General features: G+C 64.6%; 7 protein-coding genes. 4 read left to right on the top strand and 3 right to left on the bottom strand.

Annotated elements, in window-relative coordinates; genetic code table 11:
* The first annotated feature begins 65 nt into the window (after positions 1 to 65).
* Complete coding sequence (gene purE / locus PHP59_RS11385; protein ID WP_300167082.1) at positions 66 to 455, top strand: 5-(carboxyamino)imidazole ribonucleotide mutase; 390 nt, start codon at positions 66 to 68, stop codon at positions 453 to 455.
* An 8-nt stretch (positions 456 to 463) separates the two neighbouring features.
* On the top strand, positions 464 to 1,087 hold the full coding sequence (locus tag PHP59_RS11380) for a GNAT family protein (protein WP_300167079.1): 624 nt from the start codon (positions 464 to 466) through the stop codon (positions 1,085 to 1,087).
* A gap of 118 nt (positions 1,088 to 1,205) precedes the next feature.
* Here PHP59_RS11380 and PHP59_RS11375 read toward each other — a convergent pair whose 3' ends face one another.
* Genes PHP59_RS11375 through PHP59_RS11365 form a run of 3 tightly spaced genes read right to left on the bottom strand, consistent with a single transcriptional unit; the run spans position 1,206 to position 2,808 of the window.
* Positions 1,206 to 1,757: a flavodoxin family protein gene (locus tag PHP59_RS11375; protein ID WP_300167076.1), complete on the bottom strand. Its 552-nt coding sequence runs from the start codon at positions 1,755 to 1,757 to the stop codon at positions 1,206 to 1,208.
* A complete protein-coding gene (locus PHP59_RS11370) occupies positions 1,754 to 2,209 on the bottom strand; it encodes a DUF123 domain-containing protein (RefSeq protein ID WP_300167073.1) in 456 nt (151 codons plus the stop codon). Before PHP59_RS11370 ends, PHP59_RS11375 begins: the two co-directional genes overlap by 4 nt.
* Positions 2,209 to 2,808 carry an MBL fold metallo-hydrolase gene (locus tag PHP59_RS11365; RefSeq protein ID WP_300167070.1) on the bottom strand — a complete coding sequence of 200 codons (600 nt, stop codon included), beginning with the start codon at positions 2,806 to 2,808 and terminating at the stop codon, positions 2,209 to 2,211. The genes PHP59_RS11370 and PHP59_RS11365 overlap by 1 nt, the downstream gene beginning before the upstream one ends.
* 25 nt (positions 2,809 to 2,833) lie before the next feature.
* Here PHP59_RS11365 and thiC point away from each other — a divergent pair, with 25 nt between their 5' ends.
* Both thiC and PHP59_RS11355 read left to right on the top strand, forming a co-directional pair.
* Entirely contained in the window at positions 2,834 to 4,117 is a 1,284-nt protein-coding gene (gene thiC / locus PHP59_RS11360) for a phosphomethylpyrimidine synthase ThiC (RefSeq protein ID WP_300167067.1), read from the top strand.
* A 133-nt stretch (positions 4,118 to 4,250) separates the two neighbouring features.
* On the top strand, positions 4,251 to 4,550 hold the full coding sequence (locus PHP59_RS11355; RefSeq protein WP_300167064.1) for a YunC family protein: 300 nt from the start codon (positions 4,251 to 4,253) through the stop codon (positions 4,548 to 4,550).
* Positions 4,551 to 4,679 lie beyond the last annotated feature (129 nt).

Below are 4,679 nucleotides of genomic sequence, written 5' to 3'. Positions count from 1 at the left end.
GGCCGTGCAGGACAAAGGCTAACCACCTTCAGGCTATACTATCCTGAGGAAAACAGAGAGATATCATGCCAGATGTTGCCATTATCACAGGGTCGGCCTCGGACAGCGCCATCGCCGAGAAGGCCGCAAAAGTGCTCGACGAGTACGGGATCACATACGACCTCCAGGTGATCTCGGCCCACCGCGACCCGGACCGCCTGGAGGGGTACGTGAAGGCCTCGGACGCGAAGGTTTTCATCTGCATCGCCGGGATGTCGGCGGCCCTGCCGGGTGTCGTCGCCTCGAAGACGAAGAAGCCGGTGATCGGCGTCCCGGTCTCAGGGAAACTCCTCGGCGGCCTCGACGCGCTCCTCTCGGTCGTGCAGATGCCGAAGGGCGTGCCTGTCGCCTGCGTCGCGGTCGATGGCGGGGAGAACGCCGCCCACCTGGCGGCGAGGATCCTCGGGGTGGCCTGATCAGGACGATGACTGTCCAGCCGACCCTTCGGACCGCGCATCTCCTTCTTGCGCCGTTCAGGTTCTCAGACGCCCCGGAGATCGCACGCCTTGCCGACGACCCCGCGATCGCAGATACGGCGGTGCGGATGCCCTACCCGTACCCGCAGGGAATGGCCACGGCCTGGATCGCGGCGAGCATCGCGGGGTGGGCGAACGGTCGGTGCGCTGTCTGGAAGATTGTGCGGGCCGGCGACGGCGTCCTCATCGGGTCGGTCGGCCTGACCATCGACCCCGCGAACAGGAACGCCGAACTTGGATACTGGATCAGGACCGACGCGTGGGGGCGGGGCTATGCGACCGAGGTGGCGGTGGCGGCCGTCGCCTTCGCCTTCGGGCCCCTTGGCCTCCACCGGGTCCATGCCTCCTGCCTGCGGCGGAACCCGGCCTCCGCGCGGGTGCTCGAAAAGGCCGGGCTGCGCCTTGAGGGATGCCGGCGGGGGCACCTCTTTCACAGAGGGCGTTTCGAGGACGTGCTCAAGTACGGGGTGGTGGAAGGGGATCTTCGCCCCTCCCGTGATGAAGAGGGAAAAGAGCCGCGGGCGCCCGGGAACCCCGGACCCCGGAGATATCTGGAGACGGCGGACCTCTGATCCGCCGTGCAGGGAAAATGGGCTCTGAAGAATCGCTCATGAAACGGAGTTTCAGGCGGTTCTTTGAAAACATCGCTGGCTCTGTACAACAGGAATTTCCTGGAACTGAAAAAAAGTTTTAGTCCTTCGGCTGGAGGAGGTTGACGATCTTTTTTGCGACGCCGTCGGCCTTCTTCACCGCCCGGGCGTCTGTCATGATCTCGCCCGGGAGATAGGCCTTCCCGCAGACATGGCCGAGGTACGAGAACTGGTGGGTGTTCAGGAAGCCCTCGATCGTCTCCAGGGAACGCTCGCAGCCGCGGTCGGCGCAGACCGTCACCGCCACGGCATTCCTGCCCGCGAGTTTCCGGTCATGGTACAGGGAGTAGGTTCTGTCGATGAGGTTCTTCATCTGGCCGTTGACGTCATAGTAGTAGGTCGGCGACCCGATGACGACCACCTCGGCCTCGATCATCCGCTGGGCGATGTCGCTCCAGCCGTCCCCCTCGATGACGCACCACTTTGTCTCCTTGCACCTCTCGCACCCGGTGCAGGGGTGGACGATCCGGCCGGCAAGGGAGACGAATTCGGTCTCGATCCCTGACATCTGCACCTTCGCAAGGATGTACCTGACCAGCTGGGCGGTGTTGCCGTCCTTTCTCATGCTCCCTGATACGCCGAGGACCTTCATACACTGAGATGGACTTCACCCATATTGCTCTTTCTGATCTGCGGGACGAGGCCCGCCCTCCTGAACGCCTCCGCAATCTCTGCAAAAGGATCTTCAGGCCGGAAAAAGAGGTGCGAGGGACAGGAGCAGTCCGTGCATCCGAAACCCGGCACGGCCTCCCCGCCGATCGCGGCGGCGATCCGGCACTCCATATCCTCCTCCGTCGCCCCGAGGACCGCACCCACGAGAGCGACGTCAGAAGAGAGGAGGAGGCGGTCGATGTGCCAGTGCGGCCGCCCCTCCCGCGTCGCCGCAAGCCTGACATGCCGGCCGACCCGTGCCTCGAGTCCGCCGGGGCCGAGGGCCGAACCGACATAGATGTGATACCCGGCCCTGAAGCGGACCGTCCCGAGGCGGCCGACCTCGATCTCGCAGGCCGGAGTCTGGAGGACGAGGCAGTAGACGCCCTTCATCACCGCGTGCCCTTCAGGGCGAGGGCCGACGCCCTGACATGCCTGCTGCCGCCGCTCTTCACCGGTTCGCCGTGGCCGGGGTACAGGCCCTCGACGTCGAGGGCGGAGAGGCGTTCTACCGAGGCGGCGAGGGCGCGGCCGTCCCCGCCCGGAAAGTCGCACCGCCCGAATGACCCGCCCGGGAAGACGGTGTCGCCGCAGAAGAGGGCACGCTCCTCCTCGCTGTACAGGGAGATCCCGCCGGGCGTGTGGCCGGGTGTGTGGATGACGAGAAGGCCGCCGACCCTCTCTCCGTCCGCGAGGATGCGGTCGGGGACGACCATCGGGGGGTGCTCGCAGAACATCGGTGCAAGACTCGGCGTATCGTCGGTGAGGCCGGGGACGTCGAGGGCGTGGACGCAAACCTCGGCGCCGGTCATCGCCGCGATCTCCTTCAGGTGGGCGATATGGTCGTAGTGCGTATGGGTGATGACGATCGTCCTGACCCTGTCCGCATGGGGGGCGACGGCCATCGGGTAGACCCCGGCGTCGATGAGGATATCGCCGAAGAGATAGCTGTTCGCGAAGAACCCCTCTCCCGGCAACCACGTGACTGGCATGCAGAATAATAAGGATCGGTGACAGATGTGTGTTATGCAAACCCTGATCAAGGAGTCCCTCAAAGGCGTCCCGCCCGAGATCGAGGCGATCGCGAGGGACGAGGGGCTTTCACCACGGCAGGCCGCTCGTGCTGTGACGAGGGGACGGATCACCGTCGCCGCCAACCCCCGTCGCCCGCACCGCCTCGTCGCCATCGGGGAAGGGTGCCGGATCAAGGTGAATGTCAATGTGGGCACCTCGATGCAGAGGTGCGACCCTGACCTTGAGATCAGGAAGGCCGAGGCGGCACTCGCAAACGGCGCCGACGCCCTCATGGACCTCTCGACCGGCGGCGACCTTCCGGCGATGAGAAAGCGGATCCTCGCCCTCGACGCTCCTGTCGGCACGGTCCCGATCTACGAGGCGGTCAGGCGGGCCGGGTCGGCCGCGGACGTCACCTCGGACATCCTCTTCAATGTCATCAGGGACCACTGCAAGCAGGGCGTGGACTTCCTCACCCTCCACTGCGGGGTGAACCAGGACGCCCTTGCAGCCCTGAAGGCCGATCCCCGTATCATGGGCGTGGTCTCGCGGGGCGGCGCCTTCCATGTGGCGATGATGGCGGCCACCGGCGAGGAAAACCCGCTCTATAAGGAATACGGCTACCTCCTTGAGATCCTGGAGGAGAACGACGTCGTCATCTCTCTCGGCGACGGCATGCGGCCGGGCTGCCTGTACGATGCGGAAAGACTTGCGAAGGCGACGGAGTACGTCACCCTGGCCCGCCTCGCAAAGCAGGCACTTTCCCGCGGCGTCCAGCGCTTCATTGAGGGACCGGGCCACATGCCCATCGACCAGATCGGCTACAACGTGCAGATGATGAAGGAACTCACCGACGGGGCGCCGCTGTACCTCCTCGGCCCCCTGGTGACCGACATCGGCACGGGCTACGACCACGTGGTCGGGGCGATCGGCGGGGCGGTGGCGGCGATGCACGGCCTCGACTTCCTCTGCATGGTCTCGCCCGCGGAGCACCTCGCCCTCCCTGACCTCGACGACATCGTCGAGGGGACGCGGGTCGCAAAGATCGCTGCGCATGTCGGCGACATCGTGCGCCTCGGCGAGGGTGCCCATGCCAAGGCCGACCTGAAGATGGCCCAGGCTCGCAGGCGCCTCAACTGGGACGACCAGTTCAAGGCGGCGATGTACGGCGACCACGCCCGGAAGATGCACGAGAGGGACGGCGACCTCGACACCTGTTCGATGTGCGGCGACCTCTGCGCGATCAAGATGGTGCGAGATCTGCTCGACGAGACCCCGAAGGAATAGGGCCTTTCGAGATCCCATCTCTTTTTTTGCGGTTCGCCCTCTCTCTTCCGGTCTCTCTGTTTTTCCGTGGTTAATCCTGTGAAGGGAAACTTTTTCCCACGCGGTTCATATCCTCGAAGGTGCCACCGCATGTATGGACAGCATACCTCTCACCATCGGTGGGAAGAAGGCCGAGGGCTTTGTGATCCCCCTCGGCCCGGCAAACCTCGTCTTCGTGAAGATGGAGAAGGGCCTCGTGGGTTGTGGCGCCGTCGACGTGCAGGCCCTGGAGAAGTTCGGCTACGCGGCGGCGAAGGTGCGGCTGGCATCGGGGCCGTCGATCCGGACTGTCGACGACATCCTTGCCGGGACGATCGCCGCGGCAAACGGTCCGGCCCGGGCCCTCGGGATCGCGGAGGGCATGAGCGGGCGGGAGGCCCTGGAGCGCCTTTGAGAGGTCTCCAGACCTGCCAGTTGGAATATGTATTTAAACCCAGAAATTGCCTCGTTTTTTCCGGGAAAACGGGCTGTATCCACAGTTATTTTAAAATAAAATGATGCAAAGGATGAAAACCCTGGACTG

The sequence above is a fragment of the Methanofollis sp. genome (assembly GCF_028702905.1).
GTDB lineage: Archaea > Halobacteriota > Methanomicrobia > Methanomicrobiales > Methanofollaceae > Methanofollis.
Note: the sequence above shows the minus strand (reverse complement) of the source record. Positions and strands in the feature narration are given on the sequence as shown.

Bases quoted from the DNA above. Each gene is read 5' to 3' on its own strand.
- PHP59_RS11380 (WP_300167079.1), top strand. From the start codon at position 464: ATGACTGTCCAGCCGACCCTTCGGACCGCGCATCTCCTTCTTGCGCCG.
- PHP59_RS11355 (WP_300167064.1), top strand. From the start codon at position 4,251: ATGGACAGCATACCTCTCACCATCGGTGGGAAGAAGGCCGAGGGCTTT.
- thiC (WP_300167067.1), top strand. From the start codon at position 2,834: ATGTGTGTTATGCAAACCCTGATCAAGGAGTCCCTCAAAGGCGTCCCG.
- PHP59_RS11375 (WP_300167076.1), bottom strand. From the start codon at position 1,757: ATGAAGGTCCTCGGCGTATCAGGGAGCATGAGAAAGGACGGCAACACC.
- PHP59_RS11365 (WP_300167070.1), bottom strand. From the start codon at position 2,808: ATGCCAGTCACGTGGTTGCCGGGAGAGGGGTTCTTCGCGAACAGCTAT.
- PHP59_RS11370 (WP_300167073.1), bottom strand. From the start codon at position 2,209: ATGAAGGGCGTCTACTGCCTCGTCCTCCAGACTCCGGCCTGCGAGATC.
- purE (WP_300167082.1), top strand. From the start codon at position 66: ATGCCAGATGTTGCCATTATCACAGGGTCGGCCTCGGACAGCGCCATC.